General features: G+C 50.8%; 17 protein-coding genes and 1 tRNA gene. 5 read left to right on the plus strand and 13 right to left on the minus strand.

All coding sequences use genetic code 11. The annotated features are described in order from the left end of the window. Positions 1 to 5: 5 nt before the first annotated feature. Positions 6 to 2591, plus strand: coding sequence for an O-antigen ligase family protein (locus tag ACTS3T_RS10760; protein ID WP_462934938.1), 2586 nt, complete (start codon positions 6 to 8; stop codon positions 2589 to 2591). A 4-nt stretch (positions 2592 to 2595) separates the two neighbouring features. Here ACTS3T_RS10760 and ACTS3T_RS10765 read toward each other — a convergent pair whose 3' ends face one another. The 5 genes from ACTS3T_RS10765 to priA all read right to left on the minus strand — a co-directional run bounded on the left by ACTS3T_RS10765 (position 2596) and on the right by priA (position 9983). Further along, positions 2596 to 3381, minus strand: coding sequence for a hypothetical protein (locus ACTS3T_RS10765; protein ID WP_377967100.1), 786 nt, complete (start codon positions 3379 to 3381; stop codon positions 2596 to 2598). Positions 3382 to 3518: 137 nt separating this feature from the next. After that, positions 3519 to 4073, minus strand: a complete 555-nt coding sequence (locus tag ACTS3T_RS10770) for a type IV pilin-like G/H family protein (protein ID WP_377967103.1) — start codon at positions 4071 to 4073, stop codon at positions 3519 to 3521. Between the two features lie 138 nt (positions 4074 to 4211). Continuing rightward, on the minus strand, positions 4212 to 5798 hold the full coding sequence (locus ACTS3T_RS10775; protein ID WP_377967105.1) for a glycosyltransferase family 39 protein: 1587 nt from the start codon (positions 5796 to 5798) through the stop codon (positions 4212 to 4214). 78 nt (positions 5799 to 5876) lie between these two features. Beyond that, positions 5877 to 7355 (minus strand): glycolate oxidase subunit GlcD, encoded by a 1479-nt coding sequence (gene glcD, locus ACTS3T_RS10780; protein WP_377967107.1) that lies wholly within the window; start codon positions 7353 to 7355, stop codon positions 5877 to 5879. Between the two features lie 60 nt (positions 7356 to 7415). Continuing rightward, entirely contained in the window at positions 7416 to 9983 is a 2568-nt protein-coding gene (gene priA / locus ACTS3T_RS10785; protein WP_377967109.1) for a primosomal protein N', read from the minus strand. A 548-nt stretch (positions 9984 to 10531) separates the two neighbouring features. Here priA and ACTS3T_RS10790 point away from each other — a divergent pair. Both ACTS3T_RS10790 and ACTS3T_RS10795 read left to right on the plus strand, forming a co-directional pair. Further along, the gene (locus ACTS3T_RS10790; RefSeq protein ID WP_377967111.1) at positions 10532 to 11683 is read left to right on the plus strand and encodes an RpoD/SigA family RNA polymerase sigma factor; all 1152 of its coding nucleotides are present in this window, start codon (positions 10532 to 10534) and stop codon (positions 11681 to 11683) included. Between the two features lie 169 nt (positions 11684 to 11852). Beyond that, complete coding sequence (locus tag ACTS3T_RS10795) at positions 11853 to 13133, plus strand: glycosyltransferase family protein (protein ID WP_377967114.1); 1281 nt, start codon at positions 11853 to 11855, stop codon at positions 13131 to 13133. A gap of 69 nt (positions 13134 to 13202) precedes the next feature. Here ACTS3T_RS10795 and ACTS3T_RS10800 read toward each other — a convergent pair whose 3' ends face one another. Together ACTS3T_RS10800 and ACTS3T_RS10805 are read right to left on the minus strand one after the other, a co-directional pair. Then, positions 13203 to 13958, minus strand: a complete 756-nt coding sequence (locus ACTS3T_RS10800; RefSeq protein ID WP_377967116.1) for a hypothetical protein — start codon at positions 13956 to 13958, stop codon at positions 13203 to 13205. Positions 13959 to 14059: 101 nt separating this feature from the next. Next, a complete protein-coding gene (locus ACTS3T_RS10805; protein WP_377967118.1) occupies positions 14060 to 15715 on the minus strand; it encodes a peptidase M15A in 1656 nt (551 codons plus the stop codon). A 94-nt stretch (positions 15716 to 15809) separates the two neighbouring features. On the opposite strand from ACTS3T_RS10805, the gene ACTS3T_RS10810 reads away from it, so the two are divergent. Continuing rightward, positions 15810 to 16547 (plus strand): HAD family hydrolase, encoded by a 738-nt coding sequence (locus tag ACTS3T_RS10810; protein WP_377967120.1) that lies wholly within the window; start codon positions 15810 to 15812, stop codon positions 16545 to 16547. 27 nt (positions 16548 to 16574) lie between these two features. Here the strand turns inward: ACTS3T_RS10810 and ACTS3T_RS10815 are convergent, their stop codons facing one another. From ACTS3T_RS10815 to ACTS3T_RS10835, 5 genes are all read right to left on the minus strand, one after another. Then, positions 16575 to 17693 carry a TPM domain-containing protein gene (locus tag ACTS3T_RS10815; RefSeq protein ID WP_377967122.1) on the minus strand — a complete coding sequence of 373 codons (1119 nt, stop codon included), beginning with the start codon at positions 17691 to 17693 and terminating at the stop codon, positions 16575 to 16577. Positions 17694 to 17957: 264 nt separating this feature from the next. Next, positions 17958 to 18872, minus strand: coding sequence for an RluA family pseudouridine synthase (locus tag ACTS3T_RS10820; protein WP_377967124.1), 915 nt, complete (start codon positions 18870 to 18872; stop codon positions 17958 to 17960). A gap of 51 nt (positions 18873 to 18923) precedes the next feature. After that, positions 18924 to 19757, minus strand: a complete 834-nt coding sequence (gene cobA, locus ACTS3T_RS10825; RefSeq protein WP_377967126.1) for a uroporphyrinogen-III C-methyltransferase — start codon at positions 19755 to 19757, stop codon at positions 18924 to 18926. An 11-nt stretch (positions 19758 to 19768) separates the two neighbouring features. Beyond that, positions 19769 to 20653 (minus strand): sirohydrochlorin chelatase, encoded by an 885-nt coding sequence (locus tag ACTS3T_RS10830; RefSeq protein WP_377967128.1) that lies wholly within the window; start codon positions 20651 to 20653, stop codon positions 19769 to 19771. Positions 20654 to 20788: 135 nt separating this feature from the next. Further along, the gene (locus ACTS3T_RS10835; protein WP_377967130.1) at positions 20789 to 21184 is read right to left on the minus strand and encodes a DUF4359 domain-containing protein; all 396 of its coding nucleotides are present in this window, start codon (positions 21182 to 21184) and stop codon (positions 20789 to 20791) included. Positions 21185 to 21347: 163 nt separating this feature from the next. Between ACTS3T_RS10835 and ACTS3T_RS10840 the strand changes: the two genes are divergently transcribed. After that, positions 21348 to 21420: transfer RNA gene (locus tag ACTS3T_RS10840), tRNA-His, on the plus strand. 150 nt (positions 21421 to 21570) lie between these two features. Here the strand turns inward: ACTS3T_RS10840 and glgP are convergent. Continuing rightward, entirely contained in the window at positions 21571 to 24216 is a 2646-nt protein-coding gene (gene glgP, locus ACTS3T_RS10845; protein ID WP_377967132.1) for an alpha-glucan family phosphorylase, read from the minus strand. Between the last annotated feature and the right edge of the window lie 17 nt (positions 24217 to 24233).

Below are 24233 nucleotides of genomic sequence, written 5' to 3' on the forward strand. Positions count from 1 at the left end.
AATGAGTGACCTTGCTTGATAAAATGCAGACCCGCGACCCCAAAAACCAATCCTTTTATCAGCAAGCAGATGGGCCGTTACTTGGCTTGTTGACAATGCTGTTATACACGGTCTTCACGCTGTTGCCTGGTAGCAATAGCATGATGGTTGTGTGGCCTTGGGTGTTTATTTGGCAAGTTGCCCTAACTTTGCCTGTTCTCTGGTTGTTTTGGCAGATCTGGCATAAGCCGCTATCTGCATTGGCTTTAGGTAACCAGCTTGATGGAATAGCTGCCTTGGCGGCTACTGGCATTTTAGTTTCGACTTTCTTTGCCGAGTTTCCCAATCAGGCTCGCTGGTATGGATGGGCAGCGCTGTGTGGTTTAGCAGCGCTTTATGCAGTCAATGGCTGGATCAATAATCCCCAACGATGGCGAAAACTGCTGGTGTTGCAGGGGGGGCTGAGCTTAGGATTTATTGTGTTGAGCTTAGGGCTATGGCTCAGCCAAACTTATTTACCCGAATTAGAACGGTTGCAGGTTTTAGCCCAGTATGGTGTGGCGGCTAACTTCGACTTTAATATTGTCAGCTTGCGTAATTGGCACCCCATTGGCCATCAAAACTATGTTGCTGGTTACCTCGTTTTAGAGTTACCGCTTTTGGTCGGGCTAGGGATTGTGCAAAAGGGACACTGGCGTTGGCTTTGGTGGACGGGCGTGGGACTGGGTTTAGTTGCTCTGTATACGACTAGCTCTAGAGGCGGCTTTTTGAGCTTGGCAGTCACAGGCGGGGTAACGCTGGCGCTTTTATTGCTCAAAAGCAAACTGCCCCGGCTATGGCTAGGACTGATAGGGTGCGGTTTTTTGAGCCTACTGATCTTGCTCATTGGCACGAACAATCGGTTGCGATCGCTGTTTGAAAGTGTTTTAACTGGCAGTGAGGGGGGTGAACTGGCCTATCGAGCCATTACCAATACCATTGGCTGGCACATGGGGCTGAGTCATTTTGGGTCAGGAATTGGCTTAGGCGGTGTACCGATTACTTATCAAAAGTATCGTCCGGTCTGGGCAGGACGGGAAGCGGAACTGGCTTTTCAACTCCATAGCACACCTGCCCAGTTGTGGGCAGAGATGGGAATTTGGGGATTTTTAATTCCGCTAGCAGGGGGCGTTGTGCTAATGGGGGGAATCATTCGCTGGCAGCGTTTGGTGAACCAGACCAGCGACGCTGCCATTTTGACGGGAGCTTTGCTAGGAGGCTTACTAGGCTATGCCACGCTGAGCCTAACAGATTATCAGTTAGACAACCTTTGCATTAGCGGCGTACTCATCATTTTTTTAGCTGCGCTGGCTTACCAGCTCAGGCAAATCCCAACTGTGAATGCTGACGCCTCTAGCCAAAAGCCTTTGCGGCGATCGCTGGTCGTTATGGGCTTAGGCTTTTTTGTCATAGTTCAGCTTTGGCTGATTCCCGTTCATCGGGCTTGGGCACTTTCGCATACTGGTTTTGAAGCCTTAGCTCAAAACCAGTTCGATCGCTTTGTTCAAAACGTTGCGCGTGCCTCTAGACTGGCTCCTTGGGAACCCTATTATCCCTACCAGCTAGCCTGGAATTTAGGGAATCTCAGCTTTCAGACTGAAAATTCAGCCTCCCAACAGACCCGTGAAGCCGCTATCAGCTGGTTCAAAACGGCAAATGCCATTTCGCCCTACCAAGAGTTTGGTTACTCAAATTTAGGCTGGTTGCTGGTCAATCAAGCTCCCCAAGAAGCTGCTCAAGCCTTTATGCAATCGGCTAATTTAATTCCCAACAAGCGAGGCGTTTTTTTGGGATTAGGCTTTAGCTTGTTAGGGCAAAATCAGCCAGACTTAGCTATCCCAGCACTGGTCTTAGAGCTTTTGCGGCAACCTTCGCTCATCACCAGTCCGATTTGGCGGATAGACCAGTTCGCGGCTATCTATCCGCAACTACTGGAAAACCTGCTGCAAACTTATCAAGAACTCCTCAATACTTTTGCAGCCCAGCCAGACATCAGTCGCTTTCTGCATCAAAACCGGGGAGCGGTTCGTTGGTGGATAGGCGATTTAGCAGAAGCCCAAGCAGACTGGAGCGCTGCCAACAGCCAACTAGGACAAACTATTCTGCAAACCCCCGATCGCCAATCTTTTGAGTCAGCCGTCGAGCGCTTGTCTTACAGCCCTGCTCAGCTGATTTTGCAAGCTTGGCTCAATCCCTCGGCCTCGGTGCGGCAGCAGCGCTTAGAACAAGCCTGGGCATTGTCGAAACGAGATGCCTCGTTAGCTGAAAGTGTCCCACCCGCCACAGCGATCGCAGAGCTTTTGCAAAGTATGAACCAATCTAATACCTTGCGACAGTGGCTAACAGAAAACGCACCTTCTTGGCAACCTCGCAGTCAGCGATTGGGCTTCGGAGCTTTGAGCCGCCATATCGATGGCCCAATTCCGGCTGATTTTCTGCCCAGAATTGAAAATATACCAATGACGCTATTTTTAAGCGAACTCATGCCTTCTCTTAACTTTATGCCCCCCTTAGATCTAGAGTTACAAAAACGGCAAATCGCTCTCATTCAATCCATTCAGCAGTCTGAATAAGAAATTAGTCATCTAGGCGAAAATCGACAGTCACTCTCCCCTGCTGATCAGCGGTAATGGTACCCCCTAGTGACTCAATGTTTCTAATCGCGATCGCTCGTGTGCGATCGTCTACTGCTCTTACCAAAATGCTAGCCCAAGCACTAACTTGAGCTGCTTTACTACTCGGATTTCTCGCCAAAAACTCTGCGGTATTACGCGATGCTTCAGCAACGGCGTTGCTTTGCGGATCAGAAGATGCTTCGGCCCAGTCAGCAGCCAAGGCAAAAGATTTTTGAGCAGCTTCGCCATCACCTAAAAACAACAGTTCGTCAATACCCTTATAACGCCACACCAAATAAGACTTAGGGGGTACTTGGGGCTTAAGAAACGGTAGCCCTTTATCCATCAAAGCCACTGCAACATTGGGTTGAGCCGCATACATTGAGACACTATTGCTCAAGTAAAGATAAGGTTCAATGAAGCGCGGATCTTTCTCAACGATGACTTCAAAATAATAAGGGCTGATGGTATAACCCACCTGTTCTCTAACAGCATCATCACCAAAATATTGCAGAAAATTGAGGAAAGCCCAGTCTGCAACTAAATTATTAAAACCGAAGCTAGGCAGTTGCCGCAAAACTGCGAGTCTGAGACGTTCAGAAGTTTCTTGGGCTGTAGAAACTTCTACCGCAGCCAATGAATTGCCTGAAGTGAGGATAGCGTTCAAACGAGACAATTGTAAAAGCGCTACACCAGCAGTCAAGCCAATCAAGCTGAGCAAAAGACTGCTTTTTTTGAGGGTTAACACCTGAGCAAGCCTATGAAATAACGTTGAAATATACAAATTTCCCGAAAAGGTTTTAGAAGAACCTTTTCGGGAACAGGGGTCTTACAGCAATACTTTGCACCAGTAATTATTACTGGTGAGTAAAGCAATAACCACGTTTAGCCGCAGTCACCATCAGAGGACGCTTCTGCGTCTTCCTGGGCAGCATTGTCAACATCTAGAGTGGGCGCTTCTCCAGCCGTGCTGGATTTGCAGAGAACTGCGGTTGTCGTTACGTTGCCACCATCATCTAATAGTAGATAAGTCGCACCTGCATAACCTAAGAGAGCAACGTCTTTCGGATCGGAAAAGATCATGGCTCCTGAGCCAAGTCCGTCTGCAACAGGCTCAGTCACACCTGCATCACCGCCTTCATCGCCATAGACGTAAAACTCGGTTTCGTTTTGAATTCCTAGACCAAGTTTGGGAATTTCGTCAGCGAAGCTAGATTGCTCTAGACGATAGGCTTGCTGAGCGCGGTTGACAGAACCTACATAGGTTTGAGCTTCAGTTTGACGAGCGCGGTTAGCTTGGTTGAGGAAGGCGGGTAGCGCGATCGCAGCGAGAATACCAATAATGATGATTACAACCAGCAGCTCAATCAGGGTGAAACCTTCATTGCCTTTTTTCTTGAGCAGGTGCTGGATCAGCTTAGCTTTAAGATCAGTCTTCATGTTAAGTGTCTCCTTAAGGTGCTTGAATCGGGGTTGTCTAGCTCCTGGAGCTATGCTACCCAGCCCAAAGGAGACAGATATCACACGGCATCAAAAAGTTTCTGCGAAAATTGGGATGATTTTCCGGTTGGCAGGTATTTAAGAAGAGAAGGGAGGACAGGTTTTAGGCTGAGACGCTATCTGCATACACCAAGCAGGCACCTGATCGAGTTGCTCAAACGGCAAAAACTGGTAGTCACTTTGGGTAGCCCAAGTCTGTACGAAGCCGGGGGGAGCGTTCACCAAAAAGTAGTGACTAAAGCCTTCTGGCACGGGCGGCAGTGCCCGCGTGCTGTCAAACATTTCAACGACAGTGGTTGGCTTGAGATAGTGGGAAAGGGATAAAATCCACAAATCAAAGTCACTGATTACCAGCGGTTGAGGGGTTTGGTTAATAGCCGCAGCCACATAAGGAATATAGCCACCGCTTTTATGCCATCCACTAACGGCGAAAACTCCACTAGCACATGAGAGCGTGCCTAAGCTATATACACCAACGAGTATCCACATCCATACTTTACGGCGCTCTTGAGAGCGCAGCGGGCTAGTTTGATTAGCCAGACAAAAGGCTACCGCCAGTTCTGCGCCAATCAAACAGGGAACGACGTAGCGAGTGGTACGCCCAAACTCTCCACCGACCCAGAGATCTAAAAGAATCAAGCCCACGGCGGGAGTCGCTATCAAGCAAACAAGCCACTGCCAAGCCCTCGGTTCGGCGTGGTACCACAGGTCGTAGCAGGCATACCCCACTAACCCCCATATACTGAGCACAACCAGCAAATATGGCCATAAATGAGTGCTATTAAACGGGTAGGTTTGCTCAAAATCGACAAACGCTCTCGTAAAGTGCAACCCCCAAGCCAAAAGTTGTCCCCACCTGCTTGTCGCAGAGCTTTTTAACGCCCACTCTACGACCTGAAAACTCTGCTGTCGATATTGCCAAATAATTAAAAGCCAGGGGATAAAACTGGCGATCGCAATGCTGGTAAAAATCAAATAGCGACGATAAATACGGCGATTTCGGGTTTGCACCAAGAGGTATAGCGTATTGCCCAAAACAAAAAAGATTGAAAACAAAAAGGTATAAAGAGCCAACGTAACTGCAATGGCATACAGCCACCACTCCCGCAGACGATTCAAGCGTACAGCCCTCAAAAATAGCCAGCTAGAGCCTAGAAGCGTCAAAGTCCAAAGGCTGTAGGGTCTAGCTTCCTGGCTATATAAAACATGGAACGGAGAAATAGCCATTAAAGTAGCTGCGATCCAGCCTGCTCGCTTATTTTTGAAAAGTTCAACGGCTAGCAAATAGATTCCTAGTAAAGACAAAAGGCCAACGACGGCAGAAAAGCTCCTGATTACGCCGGGTGAGCTACCAAACCAGTGAGCCCATTCTCTAACTAAGAGAAAATAAGCCGGAGGAAGATGAGGTTCGTACCGAGCCAAACCCTGAATCGTATCGCTTGCTCCGTTGTCAGCACTGTAAGTTTGAAACTGCTGTAGGTCTGCGGCGGTTAGCAAAGGATGAGCCTGAAAGTAAGCGACTACCTCGCTTTCGTCATAGCCCGAAACTCTTAAAGCAGTGAAAGTTTCGTCAATCCAAAAAACTTTGTGTTCTAGCTGCCCGAAGCGGAAAATAAAACCCGCTACCAGTAAGGCGATGACAGCAAAGGCAAGCAGCCGACGCATAGATTTAGGCTCTATAAGCTAATCAAAGCGTACCAATGCGGCTGCTAATTGAGAAGCCTCGCCGGGAAGGCGCGATCGCTAAAAACGCTCAACCTCAGCAAATTTTTCAGGAGCTTGTGCCCTAGCGGCTTCTCCACAAGTACGAGGCGTGGGGAAAATCTTAGTGGGGTTAGCCAGTCCTTTAGGATTGAAGGTCTGGCGTACCCACTGCATAGTTTCTAGATCCGCAGCGCTAAACATATCCGGCATATAGCAACGCTTATCTGCGCCGATGCCATGCTCACCAGAAATGCTGCCGCCCACTTTGACACATAACTTGAGAATGTCGCCACCGAGCGCCTCTACGGCTTCAAGCTGACCCGGTACTGAGTTGTCATACAGAATTAGCGGATGCAGATTACCATCGCCAGCGTGAAAGACGTTAGCAACGCGGTAACCGTGTTTGTTGCCTAAGGCTTCGATTTCTTGCAGCACATAGGGTAGCTGAGTACGGGGAATGACCCCGTCTTGCACGTAGTAGTCAGGGCTGAGTTTGCCCATTGCTGCAAAGGCAGCTTTGCGACCTTTCCACAGGCGCAGGCGGGCGGCGGCATCCGTGGCGATCGCAATATGGCGGGCACCATTTTGACGGCACAGCGCTTGAATGCGATCGCTCATGGCCTCCACTTCTGCTGTGAGTCCGTCAATTTCAATGAGTAAAATTGCCGTCGCATCGCGAGGATAGCAATCTAGCAAGACCACATCTTCCACTGCATTGATGCTAAAGTTGTCCATCATTTCCATACCAGCCGGAACAATACCCGCACTGATCACATCGGATACCGTTTCTCCAGCGGCTTCAACGCTCGTAAAATCTGCTAGTAGCACCTGCACGGCCTCAGGCGCTTTGAGAATTCGCAGCCTGATTTCTGTCGCAATACCCAGTGTCCCTTCAGAACCAACCACCACGCCTGTCAGGTCATATCCGGGCATTTCGGGCATGGCTCCGCCCACTTCTACCACTTCGCCATTGGGTAACACCAGCTTGAGGCCCAGCACATGGTTTGTTGTCACCCCATACTTGAGGCAGTGTACGCCACCGGAGTTTTCAGCAATGTTGCCACCCACCGAGCAAACGCTTTGGCTAGAGGGATCTGGGGCATAGTAAAACCCCGCGCCGCTGACGGCCTGTGTCACCCAGTTATTGATCACCCCTGGCTGCACGACCACCTGCTGATTCTCCAAATCCACTGCCAAAATTTGGTTCATGCGAGCCAAGACAATCAGCACACAGTTTTCTAGCGGTAGCGCTCCGCCAGATAACCCGGTTCCGGCACCTCTCGCCACAAAGGGTACGGCAAAGCGATCGCATATTTTTACGGCTGCCGCTACTTCTGCGGTTGTGCGCGGCAGTACCACCACCGCAGGTCGCTGACGATAGCTGGTCAAACCGTCACACTCATAGACCAGCAGTTCTTCTTTACGGCGAATGACATTTGCCTTGCCGATCGCTTTTTCTAAAGCTTTGATCAGGGGCTGCCAGTCGGTCTGTTTGGGCAGGTTTAGCGTTGTCGTCATGGGGGACTCTTCTTGCTTGCCTACTGTTATTGTCGCTAAAAGTGTCTGTCGATGACAGCGCTAGAACAAATTCAACACATCCACATCAATGGCAAAACTGACGCGATCGGGACAATGTTGTCGTAGAGAAGCTATATCAGGTAAGGCTACACCCAAAGTCAGCTTTAGCAAAATTTGCCATCGATAGCGCTGGGCTACTCGCAAAATTGGCGCTGGGGCTGGCCCCAAAATTGTATAGTCACGCTCTGAGACAAGTTCAGAAAGATAGTCTTTTTCAAGGGCGATCGCTACTTTTTCAGCCGTGTGTTCTACGGCGATCGCATCTAGACTACTGAGTCGTAGCAAAACCAAACGACCATAGGGTGGATAGCCCAATGCCTTTCTTTGCGCTAGCTCTGCCGAGGCAAATGCAGCATAGTCTTGTTTCTCAATAGCAACTATTGTTGGTTCCTCAGGGGTATAGGTTTGCACAATCACCCGACCGGGCTGATCTCCTCGTCCTGCTCGGCCAGCTACCTGCGTAATTGTCTGATAAGTTCGCTCTGCCGCCCAATAGTCACTCATATAGAGCAATCCGTCTGCCGCCATCACGGCTACCAGCGTAACCTGCGGCAGGTCAATGCCTTTGGTCAGCATTTGGGTACCTACCAGCAAATCCGCTTCCTTTTGGGCAAAACGAGATAACAAAGCTCGATGCGAACCTTTTGTGCGGGTGGTGTCGCTGTCAAAGCGAATGCAGCGCAGATCGGGCAGTTGCTTGGCCAATTCACTCACCACCCGCTGGGTGCCGCTGCCAAAACGCTTGAGATAGGGCGATCCACATTCAGGGCAAGCTGCTGGGTGACCCTGAGCGTGTCCGCAATAGTGGCACTTTAGCGTCGGTCGTGCCTGACTGTGGGGCTGATGATACGCCAGAGACACATCACAGCGCGGGCACTCAATCACATAGCCGCAACTGCGACAAGAGACAAAGCTGCTGTGTCCCCGCCGATGGATAAACAAAATACCCTGGTTACCCGCATCCTGCATAGCTTGTAGCGATCGCTGTAGCGTTCGACTAAAAATTGAGCGGTTGCCAACCCCCAACTCTCGCCGCATATCGACAATTTCAATGGGGGGCGAAGGCCGCGTGTGAATTCGTTGGGGCAGAGAGAGATAGAGGGAGTGCGGAAGGGGAGAACGTGGAAGTTGTGAAGGGGAACCTGTTGCTGGCGGGGTTGTCGCTTTTGGGTCGGTAATCTTTTGTCCCCCTTGCCTTTCGTCGCTCTCGCTAGATTTTTCTGCTGGTTCTCTCTCCGCTTCCCCACCTCTACTCGTCTCCTCTGCCTCCGCTCCTTTCACCTGTAACCAGCTCTCCAGCGATGGCGTCGCCGAACCTAGAATGAGTGGACAGTTTTCTAACTCGGCTCGCCAACGAGCAACCGTCCGGGCATGGTAGCAGGGGATGGGCTGGTCTTGCTTAAAACTGCTGTCGTGTTCTTCGTCTAAAACAATTAAGCCCAGCTTGGGCAACGGGGCAAAAACCGCAGAGCGGGTACCAATAACCACTTGGGGATGGCCACTGAGCATTTGCCGCCAGGTGTCGTAGCGTTCACCATCTGCTAAAGCACTGTGGTAAACGCAAACCTGATCTCCAAAACGGGCTTGAAAGCGATCGGTCAGCTGAGGCGTCAGACCAATTTCGGGCACTAGCACTAGCGCTGAGCAGCCAGCCTGCAAAATGGGGGCGATCGCCTGTAGATAGACTTCTGTTTTGCCAGAACCAGTCACACCATGGAGCAAAACCGATGCAAACCCTGAAAGCGGGTTAATGGCCGCCAGCGCGGCTTGCTGATGTGAAGTTAAGGTTTTAGGGCGATCGCGATCGCCTTGGGCACCATGAGTCGTCCTCAAAACTTCACGAGACTCGATAATCAAACAGCCTTTTGCCGCCAACCCTTTGAGCGTTGTAGCCGTCGTCCGGCAAAGCTGCAACGCTTCACTCAGCCAGCAGTCGCCGCCATGCCGCTGCAGAACGGCCAAAATTTCTTGCTGACGACGAGTTAAATCCGCTAAGCAAGGGTCATGAGCCACCAGACTAACTGCCTGCTGCTGCTTAGGACGCGGCGGTCGCGGCGTTGCCAAGTAGCTCTCTACCCAACCTTGCTGTAATAGCTGCTGCAAATCGCGGTAAGCTGTGCGGCTTTGCTTCTGCAGATATCGCCAAGAATAGTCTGCTGTTGGAGATTGCTGCAGCCGTGAAAGCAACTGTTGCGCTGAATCAGTCAACTGGCTGAGACGAGATGAATCCGGTTGGGAAGCGAGGCGAATACGACGCTTAGATTTGGCCAACAGCCCTGGGGGCAATGCCGTGCGAATTACCTGAATCAGCGGCGTTTGGTAATGGGCGGCTAGCCGCTCTAGTAACTGCCAATAGCTAGCGGTAAAGAAACCAGCGCTAATTAAAGTGTCTACTGTTCGAATTTGGGCAGACTGCAGTTGATCAGGTTGTTCAGACAATAAGCGAACTGCGATCGCGCCCAACTGCTGCGAACCAAACGGCACACTGAGAACGTCTCCTGGCTTTACCTTGAGGTGCTCAGCTAGCTGATAAGTATAAAGCCCTGTCGCGCCTGGGCAATCTACCAAAACTTCGACCCAGGTTTTTGGTCGTGCGGCGATGATCTCTATCTCCTTAGCTGAGCCAGATGACTACTTCTAGTTTAGAGCGGATGTACCAGCTCTAAGCATCGGCGTTTTTAAGCAGGCAAAACCAGCAATCGCTCAGGTTATGAGTACAATCTGGTTTGGATCAAGTGCCAAATGCACCCTCTAAGGTCTGTATTTTTAACCATATAACAGGCTAGAAAAGCATCTTACGGCTTTAATAAATGATATTCATTTGCATTCTTAAGCCGTTTCATATAAAACATTGCTTGTAGCTACGAAAGTCGGCTCTGAATTAGGCTATTTTTGAGCCAGCGAACAAACAGCCATTGACCTTAACCTGTTTGGTAATGTGTTACACAACGCAAAGAAAACAAAGAAACGTTACATAGTCATGTCGGGCGATCAAAGCCTTGAAATGTAAGCGTTATGACCGCTTTGAGGAGACAGCCAGACTTTCTGAAATTGCTATAGTGTAGTCAAATTAGGTCATTGTTCCTGAACTAAGAAAAATAATAAAAGTTTTACGTATGACAGCCTCACTAAATTCTCATTCTGATTTGTCTACAAAACAAGCCCCTGATAGTGAGATGGCTCTGCAGTCGGGTACTCATTCTGACAATAATGATGAGTCAACACAAATGGCTGCAACCGATTGGAATAGTGATGATGAAGTTCTTGTCCACTTCTCTGGAGAACAAGAAACGCCAGCCGCTCCTTACAACAAATCCTTAGCAGATGACGCAGTGGGTGCTTTCTTTAAAGAGATGGCCCGCTACCCCCTGTTACGAGCCGATGAAGAAATTGAATTGGCTCGACAAGTCCACTTTTCTAGCCAAGTTGAAGATCTCTACCAAAATCTCGCCGATGAGCTAGGCCGATCGCCTACCCAAGCCGAAGTGGCTACGGCTTTATCGCTAACAGAAGCGCAGCTAAAGCAGCGACTCCATTTAGGAAGAACGGCAAAACGCCGCATGATTCGCTCTAACTTAAGGTTGGTCGTTTCTATTGCCAAGCGCTACCTGAATCGCGGCGTACCGTTTCTCGATTTGATTCAAGAAGGCGCGTTAGGTCTTAACCGCGCCGCCGAGAAGTTTGATCCTGACAAAGGTTACAAGTTTTCGACCTACGCGTACTGGTGGATTCGGCAAGGTATTACCCGTACCATTGCCAACGATGCTCGAACCATCCGCCTGCCCATTCACATTGTTGAAAAGCTCAACAAACTTAAAAAGGCGCACCGGGAACTGCGCAAAGAACTTCAGCGCAACCCGTCTGAAGCAGAACTTGCCGAAGCTTTAGAAATTACCCCTGAGCAATTAAGAGGTTTACAGCAAGTACGACGGCGATCGCTGTCTCTTAATCATCGCGTTGGCAAAGGCGAAGATACCGAGCTAATGGAGCTTTTAGAAGACGGCAATACCCAGTCGCCAGAATCTAAAATTAGCGAAAATATGATGCGCCAGGAGATTTGCAATGTCTTGGCCGAAGTTTTGAGTGAACGCGAAAAAGATATTATTTCTTTGCGCTACGGTTTGACCACTGGAGAACCGCATACCCTAGAGGAGGTTGGCGGTATTTTTAACCTTTCGCGGGAACGGGTACGGCAGATTCAAACAAAGGCTATGCGAAAACTCAGACGGCCTCAAGTCGCTTCCCGGCTGAAGGGGTGGTTGCGCTAAGTAACTCGGCCCCAAAGCTTTGTCAAATGGGGGCTACGAGATGATCTATCGATTAATCTTTCGTTAAAACTTGAGGGGGCAGCCAAATTCAAGGCATGTCTGTCTTCTCAGACACTGCGCTGTGCTACAAAATTCTTATGATTGGAGTGCAGTTAGGAGAAGGTGTTTGATGGACTACAAGCAGGAATTGATTACCACCATTCACGATCTCAATTGCGATTTGAGCCGTTTAGAAGGACATTTGATTCAGCTCAGTCAAACATCGCCAACTGCCGTTATCATTCCTTCCCTTTATGAAGAATTAGAGCGTCCGGCGTTAGCTTCTATTCGAGATCACCTGAAGCAGTGTGCCTTTGTCAATCACGTTATCATTTGCCTCTACGCAGACACTCAAGACAAATACACCCGTGCCGTCCAGTTTTTTGAATCTTTGCCCCAGCCCACCCTGATTCTTTGGGAAAATGGCCCACGGGTAACGGGTATTTTAGAAACGCTGCGCGATCGCGGTTTAGATTTGCTGCACTATCGCGGTAAGGGACGGGCAGTTTGGCTAGGTTTGGGGGTGGCTTCTTTAATGGCTGATGCGATCGCCCTGCATGATGCCGATATTACTACCTACGATCGCTCTTATCCCCTGAAGCTCCTGTTTCCGCTGCTCGAAAAAGAATTTGGCATTGCTTTTAGCAAAGCCTATTACGCCCGCATTGGGAACAATCCTCGCAGTATGCACGGTCGCGTGACCCGGCTATTCGTCGCTCCTTTGATCACGTCTTTGATGGAGCTGTTTGGCTATCGCGACTATTTGCGTTATCTCAATGCCTATCGCTATCCGCTCTCAGGTGAGTTTGCCCTTAGTAGCGATTTAGCCTTAAACACCCGAATTCCGGCTAACTGGGGGTTAGAAGTCGGCTTACTGGCAGAGGTTTATCGCAATGTCGCCCTCAAGCGAATTGCTCAGATTGATTTAGGCGTGTTCGAACATAAACACCAGCCTTTAGGGACGGCGGCAAACAAAGGCTTGCAGAAAATGTGTCGAGACATTCTCTTGTCGGTGCTGCGCACATTGACCGAAACTGAGCAAGTGGTGCTAACTGCCGATCACATCCAAGCTTTGCGGGTGAAGTTTCGGCGTGAAGCTCAAAATTTGACCCGTCAGTATTTTGTCGATGCCCGGTTTAATGATTTACTTTACGATCGCCACAAAGAAGAAATTACGCTGGAATGCTTTGAACAGGTGATTTTACAAGCAGGACAGCAGTATTTAGAAGACCCGACAGGTACTCAAATTCCCGACTGGACACGAGCGATCGCAGTTATGCCCAATTTAAGAGAGCAGTTGCGAGAAGTTGTTTCTGCCGATATGGCCGAAGCAAGAGCTTCAGCAGGGTTTCAATTTCAACCCGTACCCCAGCTTCAAAGTTTAACAGGAAGCCTATCAGCCTCCAATTGATAGATCAGCGCTGGGTACGGGTGTCGCTTTTTGAAAAAATTTAATCCCTTAGCCCCTTAGCTGCGACCGCTAACTCACCCGCCGAGAATCGCTGCGGAAGGTCACGTTAACCCCTTCAGTAGACTGCTCTAAAACTAACAGCGGCGTCGGTTTAGCCTTTTGATCCCAATGCATGTAAGCAATGCGACCCTGAATCGTCGGCTGCCAGGTGCGATGATCGGCGTCGGGGCTGAGAAAGGTTTCAATACAGTCGATAATTTGGCTAATTGTAGCTGAAGTCGGCTGGGTAGGAATTTTAGCCAGCCGAATCTGAATCCGAAACAAAACTCGCGTTCTCGCTCCCAACTCTTCGCTGGTTTTGTACTCTACATCAAAAACTTCATCGACCTGGCGCGGCTTGCTGGCTACGCCGATTAAGCCTTGGTCGGCCTGACGAGGCCGCAGCGCTACTGACACCTTTTGCTTAACCTTGACCTTGAGCTGATTGAGAATAGAAAAGTGGAAAAGCTCTTCAGCCATCCGCATCCGCAAATAATCCAGGTTAAATTCCCGCGAGTGAATTAAATCTGGATTGCGCTCCATTTTAGTAATGGTACTGAGCGCTAACTTAACTTTTTTTTGCATTTCGCGGTTTTTATACTCTTCAAACCGCAAACGCTTAGAAAGCTTGTCATACTGAAATTTAGAAAAGATGCCTAAGCCAACCAGTAAAATTAACAAACCGCCTGAAGTCATTTGCCACATCTGTCCAGACTGTAGAGGCGACTGAGGTGCAGATGTTTGGGCAACCCAGAGCGAATTAACTGACACAGCAGGAGTCGGCATAAGGCTTTGTATTGACAGAGGTATCTATAACTTCAGCATTCCCTTTCCATTTCAGGAGACGACAGGGAAAATTCCAATTTTTAAGCAGCAAATGTTACCGACTACACTTGCCAGCGCGCTCGGTAGCGACGGGCATCTAGCTGAACTAAGGCCGGAAATTCGCTGTAGCGACCCAGTCCCCCCGGCCACCAGGGCGCTAAAGCCCAGTAAACCTGGCGACTGGTCAATCCTTCGCAGTAAAACACCAGCGCGTCTCCAATAGCCCGACGCTCATTTATGATAGCGGGGGCAAGCGGCGGACGGTCTGTGGGGTCATACCACTGCACCACCTGAAAAGGGTGGCCAATGCGATCGCGGGCTGGCTGCAATAAATGAGCCAGTCGCACAATACTTTCGATGGCGGCCTGGTTAATCGGTAGATGTAGCCCGCCTTGGGTGGCCTCAGCCCAGGTAAAGCTGCCATTGGGCAAAATGGGGGCGGCCAGTTGTAGATTGTTCACCTGCCAGCGATCGGGACGAGGCGAGGGTAAAGCCGGAACAGGCGGGGGGGCACTCTCCGCCGCCCGGTGGGAGGCTTCTAAATACCTCAAATCATCTAAGATAGATTGCAAAGTGCTGGGGCGGTTCTCTAGCTTGCGCCAGTGTTGAACAAGCTGCAGCAAAGCTTCGCGCTGCACTTCGTTGGCCTGATACTGCTGAGGAACTTGTTGAATAAATTGTCGCAAGCCTTGGTCAACCTGGATTGCGGCTTGGGTTAGGGCTTGCGTATCCTCAGCGTTGAGTTTGAGGTAATCGGCACTGACGCCTAGTTTTTCTAAAGCGGCGGTTCGAGAGGCTAGCTGATGCCAGAGGCGAAAGGCTTCTGTCAACGCTAGGCGATAGTCTCCCTGGCCTTGATAGCGATCGGGAACTTTTTGCACAAAAGCAATGAGCGCCGGGTCAATCAGTTGCGGCGATGGGAGACTGCCTAACTGAGTGGTCAGCATCTGGTTAATTGTGGCCGTTCTAGAACCCAACTGGTGCCAGAGCTGAGCTAGCCGTAGCAAGGCTTCTCGCTGATGGGGATAGCCGCTGTAGAGCTTAGGTACCTGCTGCAAGAACTGAATCAAGGCAGTATCTAAACTCAAGATATCGGGTACCCCTGCCTGTGTTGGTACGTTGAGGGCAGCGATCGCTGCTTCAGGATCATCCAGTTTCCGCCAGGTACGTACCATTTCTAGCAAAGCATGGCGTTCGAAACCCAAGCGACTGTAACGGGTGGGCAACGGCGTTACAAAGGCGATAAGGGCATTTTCGAGCTGACTTAGACTCTGATCAGGTGTGAGGGGTTTGAGGTCTTGGGTTGCTAAGCTTTGATAAGTCGTCAGCAGCCGTTCTGGATCGGTAGCTTCTAAACGAGCTGCTTGCCAATCGCTGCTAGCAGGGGCATAGCCTTCTGCCAGGGTTTGAATCAAGCGATCGCTGTAGCGTCCTTGGGGAATATTCCAAAGGTCACGGCTACTCCAACCTTGGGCGGTTAAGCTGTCCGTCAGACTGCGAATGGTATTTGCTGCATAGCGAACCTGCTGCGCAAAGGTACTCACCTGATCAACCGCAATTCGATTGGCAGGGGCAACGCCTAAGCCAGTTTCCCCTTCGGCTAACTGCGGGCTTTGATGAACCTGGTAGAGTGCCCCCAAGATGGGTTTGTGGATACCGACGCGAGCTGCTTCAATCAGATAATAGTCGTTACGCTGTGGATCCGAAAGCTTTGCCATAGCTGAGCAGAAGCATTCCCTTAGAATAAACACCAAGATTATGACGTCAATCTCTGCTTTTCAGGCAATAGACTCTGATTCTTTTGCAAATCTTTTGCCAACGATTAGGTTGATTGCTACTGATCTCGACGGAACGCTGACTCAGCACGAGCAGTTTACCCCATTGCTGCTGACCAAGCTGCAACAGTTGCAAGCGGCTGGCTTCAGGGTGCTGATTGTGACAGGACGGGCAGCGGGCTGGGTGAATGGCTTAGTGCATTATTTGCCTGTCGCTGGCGCGATCGCCGAAAACGGCGGCCTTTTCTTTAGCAAAACTCAGCCCGAAGCAAAGCTTTTAGCGCCAATCGCTGACTGGGCCAGCCACCGAGAAGAACTGGCAAAGGTGTTTGCCCAGCTTAAAACTAAGCTGCCACAGCTACAAGAATCTTTTGACAATCGCTTTCGCTTGACAGACTGGACGTTTGAGGTCAGCGGCTTATCGCTGGCAGAGCTAGACTGGCTACAGCAAGCGTGTCAGTCTGCAGGCTGGGGATTTACTTACAGTACCGTGCAGTGTCATATTCGGTTGCCGCAACAAGACAAAGCACCTGCCTTGGAGACAGTGCTAGAAACTTATTTCCCATCTATTTCGCCGGGAACCGTGCTGACTGTTGGGGATAGCCCCAATGATGAAAGTCTGTTTGATCCCAGCCAATTTGCTCACTCAGTCGGGGTCGCTAATGTGGTTCACTACCGCGATCGCCTGCAACACCTGCCTCGCTATGTCACCCCAGCGGCTGAAGTTGCAGGCTTTAGCCAACTGGTTGAAAAGCTTTTAGCCAGCCGCCACTAGCGAAGCTACCTCAGCAAACCGCAGCCCTCACCACGACCCACTTGCGCCGCCGCCGGATGAACTGCCGCCGCCAAAAGAACCGCCACCGCCGGATGAACGGCTGCTACTGCGCTCTAGGCGCGGCAGGGTTACGGTGTAAGCATCCTGGTAAGCACAGTACTGGCAGGCTTTCGTGACCCTAGCAGTACCGCTAGACGAATAAGTTGGACTGACAAGCGTGTGACGGCTAGACTTCAAGGTTTTGCAATGACAGGCTGGGCACATTCCATAACTCGAAAAAAGGCTGTTATAGCGATTGACGCTATGCTGTTGGCAGTTGGGGCAGTGCCAAACATCGTAGTCGACGGATTGCAGGTGTTCTTCGGCGATTTGCCCAGCGTCGAGATACTGATCGTCAGTGACTTCGTCCAAACGCACCATCAGCGTACCGCAGTCAGCACAACGGCGATGACGATAGCGAAAATAGGTTCTCAGAGCTATTAGGGAAGCGCCCAAACCAACCCCTCCAGCCCCAATCAACCAGCCAGGATTCTCGACAAAGGGCGAAACCGTTGACGAAGGGGGAAATTGCGGCGAAGTTGGGGTAGCCGGCACGGTGGTTGCTTCCGGTTGGCTCAGGTAGGCAATGATGGCCTCAGCGCCACTGCGAATACCGCTACTGTAATCACCCTGTTTAAAACGCGGCACCATAGCCTGATCGATGATTTTTTTCAGGGGCGAATCTAGGGAGGTGCCGTAGCCAGCGCCAGCTTCAATTCTGACAGCGCGATCGCCTACAGCCACCAAAACGAGAATGCCATTGTTTTTTTCCGCATGGCCAATCCCCCAGGTATTAAACAGGTGGGTGGCAAAAGACTCTACCGTTTTGTCGTCAGTGGCATAGGCTTGAATAGACTCAATGGTAACAACCACGGCTTCGATCCCCTGTTGAGCTTCAAGCTGGGCAAAAGACTGGCGAATGCTAGCAGCATCTTCTGGCGTCAGCAGTTGGGCATAGTCATTAACATAGGCATCGCCTGCAATGGGATAGTTCGTCTGGGCAGTGACAGGCAAAAGCGACATAACCAGGGTTGCGATCGCGGCCAGAATAGCAAGTATGCCTGACTGTATCCACCGAGTTGAAACCTGCGGCTTGACTGTGATCATAGATAGAGTGTTTTTGGGCTGTTTTTGGCTACACGGCTGACGACCTGAATTTCAGATGTCTGCAAACGTTTGCCATAGGCGCATCTGGCTAAAGGCAGGAAGCAGCAGGAAAGCGTTTTTGGCAGCGGCTTCAGCTTAAGCGGCTCAACGCTGGTGGCTGTCAGTCTGAGGGGTTTAGCCTTAGGGGCTGCAGCTACCAAACTCAGCGAGCGGCACTGCCGCCTCAAAGCAGTCTGCCAGACTGGTTATGACTCAGTTTTAGACTTACCCAGCCGCTCGCCGTCGCAACACGGTGAGCAGTTTGGTAAACGTAGGCGGCAAAGGCGCGATCGCTTCTAAGTCTTCTCCCGAAATCGGATGCTTTAGCCGTAGCTTCCAAGCATGGAGTGCTTGCCCTGGTAAATTGACGCCGATTGACCGACCCGCCCCATAGAGCGGATCGCCCACAATCGGATGGCCGATATGGGCACTGTGGACGCGAATCTGATGCGTCCGGCCTGTTTCCAGGCGAAACTGAAATAGCGTGTAGTTGCCCAAGCGTTCATACACCTGCCAGTGGGTAATCGCTACTCGCCCACCTTTTTCTTCGGGTAATATGGCTTGCTTTTTGCGCTCAACCGGATGCCGTCCGATGGGTAAGTTGATGGTGCCTTGTTCGGCTTTGGGTGCGCCATAGGCGATCGCCAAATATTCACGACCGGCTGTTTTAGCTTTGAGCTGAGCCTGAAGTCGCTGATGAGCCAGATCGGTTTTGGCAATCATAATGGCTCCGGTTGTATCTTTGTCTAGGCGATGAACAATGCCGGGACGTTGAACCCCCCCAATACCTGCTAAAGTATCGCCACAATAGGCCAAAACAGCATTGACCAAAGTGCCTGTCGCGTGGCCTGCTGCCGGATGTACCACCATATCAGCAGGTTTATTGAGAATCAGCAAATGGTCGTCTTCATACAAAATATCCAGCGGCATGGCCTCTGGTAGCAATTCTAAAGGCTGGCTAGCGGGCAGATAAACCTGGACGAAGTCGCCTGCTTGTAGGGTTGCTTTTTTAGTCGTGCAGGGCTGAGCATTCACCACTACACAGTTTTGCTCAATCAGCTTTTGAATGCGGCTGCGCGAGAAATCGCTTAACTGATTGGCCAGCCAGCGATCTAGACGCTCTGGCTGGGAAGACACCACGGTTAATTCAAAGATTTGTTCAGAGATGGAGTCAGGCTGAACTCAATAGCTCTATTGTGCCGGGTAATCGGTGACGATGGCTAGTGGCTGCGGTCGCCCCGCCGACAGCCAAGTATGCAGATTGACAACTTCACCAATTACAGCGATCGCGGGCGGCTGAAACTGAGCGGCTGCCATATCCGCTACGACTGTTGCCAAAGTGCTGATCAATTCTTCTTGTTCAGGGCGAGTGCCCCAGCGGATCAAGGCAATAGGCGTTTGAGGACTTAGCCCCGCAGAAACCAGCGCTTCAACAATATGAGCCATGTTGTGAATGCCCATATAGATAACAATTGTTTTGGATCCGTGGGCGATCGCCTGCCAGTTTACTTCTGGCTGATATTTGCCAGCCGCTTCGTGCCCGGTTACAAAGGTGACTGAAGAACTACAGTCCCGGTGAGTAATGGGAATGCCAGCATAGGCAGGCACAGCTACCCCGGCTGTAATTCCGGGCACCACCTCTACCGGAACACCCGCAGCAATCAAGCCCGCCATTTCTTCGCCACCTCGCCCAAACACAAAGGGATCTCCTCCCTTTAGCCGCACCACGACAGCTGCCAATTGAGCTTTGGCAATCAGCAGTTGCGTAATCTCTGGTTGCAGCATAGAGTGAGCGCCGCGCCGCTTGCCAGCGTTGATCTGCTCTGCTTGAGGGTTGACCATCGCCAAAATCTGGGGACTGACCAGGGCATCGTAGATGACTACGTCGGCGCATTCTAGCAAGGCTTTACCTTTGAGGGTAAACAGCCCCGGATCACCGGGGCCAGCTCCCACTAAATAAACCGTTCCTGGCTGTGTCATCGCCGCTAGATCAGACGAATGGCGATCGCGCATAAACTCATTCATTCATTCAGAGATTAAAGGCGTTGCTGGCCTAATTCTGCCACTAAACCTGCCAACTCACGCGTTGCCCCTAAGGGGGGCATTAGCCGAAAAGCTGTTTTGGGAAATCGCTCTGCTAACTCCTCAGTCCGTTGCATAATCGCATCAGTCAGGCTACCTGCAAACAAGAAATAAGGCAAAATCGCGATACGTTGATAACCTTGCTGCATCAAGTCAATGGCTTGATCTTCTAAGCTAGGCGGGTTAGACCAATAGGCCACTGCGGCCTTGAGTCGTTTGGCGATCGCCTCCACCTGCTTGTTGCTGCCAGCGCGACGACTGCCATGAGCGACCAGCAAAGAGGCTTGGGTAGCAGTTTGTCCTGCCTTTTCGGCAATCAGATGAGCCAATCCGGCGTGGCTACCCAAATGGGGACACAGGCTAATTTGGCAGGTATCGGACAGTTGCTGACGCGCCGCTTCAACTTCAGTCGGCACATCTTCCATCACATGTACGCCTGCTAGCAAAAACAGCGGCACAATCCTCATTTCGGCTTTGCCAGCGGCTTGGGTGCGCTCAGCAAATTGGCAAATTTGAGTGTGCAGAGCGGTGGAACCTAATTCTAAACAGGCAGTTTCTACTAACGGTGCTGCTGTTATCTGAGCTGCTAGGCCGCGCGATTGGGTCGCTGCGTAAGCACGAGGACTGGGCTGCCAAGCATGGGTAGCAGACTGAGTCGCCGTCGCTGCTTGAGCGGCAAATACAGGCTGCGATGAAGGTACGTAAGCTTGTTGAGCGATCGCCAACAAACTCAAGCGCTGCTGCACCAACTGAGCAAGTCGCTTCATCATGGCTTGAGAACGCGGATCTCGGCTGCCGTGCGACACGAGCAAGTAGCTAGGCGTAGAGGCTTTAGTCACAGGTAGATACACAACACGACAAAACACATTTCAGGACTGTTAGCAACAGCCAATTGACCCACTTTATCGGATTTTCATCCGAAGAGACTGTATCGAGCGTGGCATTTAGCAGGATCGATCGGGCTTTTATGCAGCCTAACGTTGCTCGGCTCGAAACGTGTAGAACTTTTGTAGGATTCCCAAGGTTTCGAATTCGTAAGCAGGCAGTTGGGTAATTTCGGGCACCGCTAGTTGGGTGTGGTAAGTGCTAAAGAAGATGTAGTTGTTTCGGGTGGTGTTGCTAGCTACAAGCTGCTGGATCGGCACTTGGTTGCTTTCTATCAGGTTGGCACACTGATCTGCTAAAACATCGGCCAACCCTGGTAAAACAGAGGGGGCTTTGGGGCAAATGTCTTCTTGCAAATACTGAGTGAGGGTTTCAGTCGCATAAGCTTCGTAGGCTTCTCGGTTGGGATTGGTCAGCGCCAAGGCACTTCCCACACCGACCAGTAGCACGCTCCCAACGATTGTGGATGTTTTTAAGAAGTCCACAGCGATCTTGCCCTCGTACAGTTCGACACTCAGTTGTGGCAGCTGCTCTTACTAACTCAACTGTAATCGAGAGTTTCTCAAACCGGAATTAAATCCTCGCAAAAATCAACCAAACAAGTGGCTAACTCGCTCAGCTAAATGCTAAAATCAACAACGCGCGATGGCGAGCGTAGCCAAGGGGTTAAGGCAGTGGATTGTGGTTCCACCACTCGCGGGTTCGAATCCCGTCGTTCGCCCTTAATTAGATTTTTTTGTAGCTCTAAAGGCTGGGTCATAGAGCCAGGTTTCGTCAAGCTTGACGGCTGGCGGCTAAAGCTCAATCTGCTTTGCAGTAAGGCTCACAGACTATCTATGAGCCTTACTCGTTCCAACCCGTCTGGCGAGGGTTAAGACGTCATGGCGATCGCCTCAGCCACTGGCGCTTTTTCCAGCACCTCAGCACCGACGTTGATTTGCACATCTTCGGGTTCTGCCCAGAGAATCAACCTTGGCGCATAGGGACTGCTGAGATTTTCATGCTTTGGCAAAATACGCAGCGATAACCCTTGTAAACCACTGACTGTATAAGTGACTTCAATGGCGTAGCAGCTACGACCCCGCTCATCTGTGCCCTGGCAGACCATGACGCTGGGAACCCCAGTATGAATTTCGCCATCAATATCTACCTTGCCTTGATAGAGTTCTACCTGCACATCTTGAGGCTGCAAGGCACCGAGTCGGATCAACGCTTCAACTTTGAACTGCTGGTTGACTTGCAAGTTAGCGGGTTCTGAGATGCGAACCTCTTCAATTTTCATTTCGTACCAGTGTTCTGCTAGATGGCTTTCCCACTGAGCCAGGGTCTTAGCGGGGGCAAAATTGCTCTGAATCAGACGATAGGCGCGATCGCTGCAGGTAAAGTAGGCGCGAGTTGCATAGTCTTTTAACATTCGCGCTGTGTTAAACATAGGCGTGTTGAGGCGAATCGCGTCTTTCATTTTGGCCACCCAGCCTCTTGGAATATCTTCTGGGTCGCGGTTGTAAAACAGCGGCACGACTTCTTTTTCTAGCAGGTCATAGAGGGCATTGGCCTCTACCTCATCCTGATATTCAGGATCTTCGTAGTCTTCACCCGAACCAATGGGCCACCCAGTCGCGACATAATCGGCCTCGTCCCACCAGCCATCCAAAACGCTGAGGTTAGGTAAACCGTTCATAGCGGCTTTCATGCCGCTGGTGCCAGAGGCTTCACGGGGTCGCCGGGGATTGTTGAGCCACACATCACAGCCAGCAACCATCACCCGCGCTACATGAATGTCGTAGTTGGGGACAAAGACAATTGAGCGATCTAAGCCTTCATCGCGGGTAAAGTGAATGATTTGACGAATCAATTCTTTACCGGGTGCATCTTTGGGATGGGCTTTACCCGCAATGACGAACTGCACACGACGGCCAGTACCATTGCCTTCAATAATTTCATGAATGCGATCGATATCGCGCAAAAACAAGGCGGCGCGTTTATAGGTGGCAAAACGACGGGCAAAGCCAATAGTCAATACTTTAGGGTCTAGAACTTCTTTGGCTTTCGCCAGCTCAAGTGGCGAGGCCGCGCGATCTAGCAAGCTCTTTTCTAAATGTTCGCGCACAGACACAATCATCTGCGAACGGCACAGCTCATGGTTACGCCACAGTTCTTCATCAGGAATGGCGTCCACTCTTTTCCACAGCGGGTTAATCGGGCTGGCCTGCGACCAGCTTGGCCCTAAGTAGCGATCGTAAAGTTCTTGGGTAGGTTTAGCGACACAGCTACGGGCATGAACGCCATTGGTAATGGAGGTAATGGGCACCTCACTGATGGGCAGTTGCGGCCACAAACCGCAAAACATGTGGCGGGAGACTTCGCCATGCAAAGCACTTACCCCGTTGACAAAAGCGGCGGTTTTAATGGCTAAGACGGCCATGCTAAAGGGAGCTGACAGGTCACCTGTATTTTCCCGGCCTAGCGCCAAAAATTCTTCGTTGGATAGGCCAAAATGCCCAGCATAGCTACCCAAGTAGTAAAGCACCTTATCCGGGGGAAACAGATCGATGCCAGCCGGGACAGGGGTATGTGTGGTGAACATTTGCCCTGATTGAGCCAGGTAAAAAGCTTCTGAAAAAGTCAGGCTGGTTTCAGCCATTAGCATGCGAATGCGCTCTAGCGCTAAAAACGCCGAGTGTCCTTCGTTCATGTGATAGACCGTCGGTGCTAGCCCTAAGGCTCTGAGCATTCGCACCCCGCCAATACCCAGCATGATCTCTTGATGGATGCGCATATCAATGTCACCGCCATAAAGGCGATCGCAGATATCCTGGTCATACTGATTGTTGGGTTCAATATTGGTATCTAGCAGGTAAAGCGGCACCGTGCCCACCTGCACTCGCCAGATACGGGCATATACGGTTCGTCCTGGATAGTCTACGCCAATGCGCAGTTCCGAACCATCAGGATTGCGCTCTAGGTGTAGCGGCATGTTGTAAAAATCATTGATGGGGTAGCGCTCTTGCTGCCAGCCATCGGCATTGAGGTATTGAGCAAAGTAGCCTTCTTGATAAAGCAGCCCAACTGCTACTAAGGGCAAACCCAGGTCGCTAGCTGATTTGAGATGATCGCCTGCTAAAACTCCTAAGCCGCCGGAGTAGACAGGCATACAAGAAGTCAGACCAAACTCCATCGAAAAGTAGGCGTAGCATTCGTCAGGTGTCGGCTCTTTGCGATGCTTTTTGTACCAGGTACGTTCTTTTAAGTAGTCTTCTAGCCGTTGAGCCGCTCGATCCATTTGGGCGAGAAAACCCTCGTCTTCAGCTACTTCCTGCAGGCGATTTTGATTGATTGTGCCCAGTAGCATGACTGGATTGTAGCGACTAGATTCCCACAGATCTGGATCAAGCCGTCGAAACAAGTCGGTTGTGCCAAAGTCCCAGTCCCACTGTAAGTTATAAGCCAGCTTTCGCAGCGGCTCCAGGCGAGCAGGCAGCGAAGGGGTAACGTTAAAGGTACGAATAGGGCGCATATTATTACTGAATGACT

The sequence above is a fragment of the Almyronema sp. genome, from assembly GCF_052168255.1.
Taxonomy (GTDB): Bacteria; Cyanobacteriota; Cyanobacteriia; order Phormidesmidales; family Phormidesmidaceae; genus Sphaerothrix; species Sphaerothrix epifaneia.

Coding starts and splice junctions, on each gene's coding strand:
- ACTS3T_RS10800 (WP_377967116.1), bottom strand. CDS start 13,958: ATGCCGACTCCTGCTGTGTCAGTTAATTCGCTCTGGGTTGCCCAAACA.
- ACTS3T_RS10815 (WP_377967122.1), bottom strand. CDS start 17,693: ATGATCACAGTCAAGCCGCAGGTTTCAACTCGGTGGATACAGTCAGGC.
- glcD (WP_377967107.1), bottom strand. CDS start 7,355: ATGACGACAACGCTAAACCTGCCCAAACAGACCGACTGGCAGCCCCTG.
- ACTS3T_RS10790 (WP_377967111.1), top strand. CDS start 10,532: ATGACAGCCTCACTAAATTCTCATTCTGATTTGTCTACAAAACAAGCC.
- ACTS3T_RS10770 (WP_377967103.1), bottom strand. CDS start 4,073: ATGAAGACTGATCTTAAAGCTAAGCTGATCCAGCACCTGCTCAAGAAA.
- ACTS3T_RS10775 (WP_377967105.1), bottom strand. CDS start 5,798: ATGCGTCGGCTGCTTGCCTTTGCTGTCATCGCCTTACTGGTAGCGGGT.
- ACTS3T_RS10805 (WP_377967118.1), bottom strand. CDS start 15,715: ATGGCAAAGCTTTCGGATCCACAGCGTAACGACTATTATCTGATTGAA.
- cobA (WP_377967126.1), bottom strand. CDS start 19,757: ATGAATGAGTTTATGCGCGATCGCCATTCGTCTGATCTAGCGGCGATG.
- ACTS3T_RS10795 (WP_377967114.1), top strand. CDS start 11,853: ATGGACTACAAGCAGGAATTGATTACCACCATTCACGATCTCAATTGC.
- glgP (WP_377967132.1), bottom strand. CDS start 24,216: ATGCGCCCTATTCGTACCTTTAACGTTACCCCTTCGCTGCCTGCTCGC.